The organism is Rahnella sp. P4_A8, assembly GCF_056402435.1.
Window position 1 is genome coordinate 1 of sequence record NZ_JBFUHK010000282.1, and the last position, 947, is coordinate 947.

Below are 947 nucleotides of genomic sequence, written 5' to 3' on the forward strand. Positions count from 1 at the left end.
CTTTTGATCGCTCAACTTAGGTTTGTTGTCGATGTTGGTCAGCGTATCAGACTCGTTGAAGGTCAGCGTTAAAGTCTGCTGAGTGATACCTTCATGGCCTGGTTCCTGACGGAACACGTAATACCAAACATTACTGCCAAACGGGTCGTGTAGCATCGGCGTGCCGAGAACATAAGCAACTTGTTGTTTAGTCATACCGGTATGAATTTTTTGAACATCAGCAGGAGACAAGTAGTTCCCCTGATTGATGTCAGGCCGATAAACCACCTTTTCCAGAGTGGAACAGCCCGCAGTAAGCATTACAAGAGCTACAGCGGCGGCAGTTAGCGTTTTACAGCGCATAGTCATTACATTCCTTTAGGGCATAAGATGCCGATGATAATAGACCTTTCATCAGTTTGAAACCTTTGCGGGGCACCTGTATGACCGCTGAACTGTAAAAAAGTTGAGCTTTTTACGCTGCGAGTAACTCTTTTGCGTTGGCCAGCGTGTTTCGGGTCACTTCACTTCCGCCCAGCAGACGTGCCAGTTCCTGCAAACGCGCCTTTTTATCAAGGCGATTCATTTGGGTTTCAGTCACTTCACCATCAGTTTCTTTGCTGACAAAATAATGCTGATGACCACAACCTGCAACCTGAGGTAAGTGAGTGACGCACATAACTTGCGTTGATTCGCCTAACTGACGCAACAGGCGGCCAACGATCGCAGCCGTCGGGCCACTGATACCGACATCCACTTCATCAAAGATCAGCGCCGGAGTTTCCATTTTCTGTGCCGTGATAACCTGGATAGCCAGCGCAATACGCGATAATTCGCCACCGGAAGCTACTTTTGCGAGAGCCTGAAGCGGCTGCCCCGGGTTGGTGGTGACCTGGAATTCGAGACGGTCTGCGCCTTCCATATTTAAATGTTCTGGTTCGAACTGAACCTGAATTTTAAATTTACCG

At 48.5% G+C, this 947-nt stretch carries 1 protein-coding gene and 1 pseudogene; both read right to left on the reverse strand.

From position 1 onward, the window contains the following. Nucleotides 1-342 (reverse strand): outer membrane protein assembly factor BamE (bamE, locus tag AC1DUO_RS25440; RefSeq protein ID WP_015690323.1); only part of this gene is annotated, 342 nt, incomplete at its 3' end. 112 nt (nt 343-454) lie between these two features. Beyond that, a pseudogene (locus tag AC1DUO_RS25445) lies at nt 455-947 on the reverse strand (DNA repair protein RecN); the annotation flags it as partial.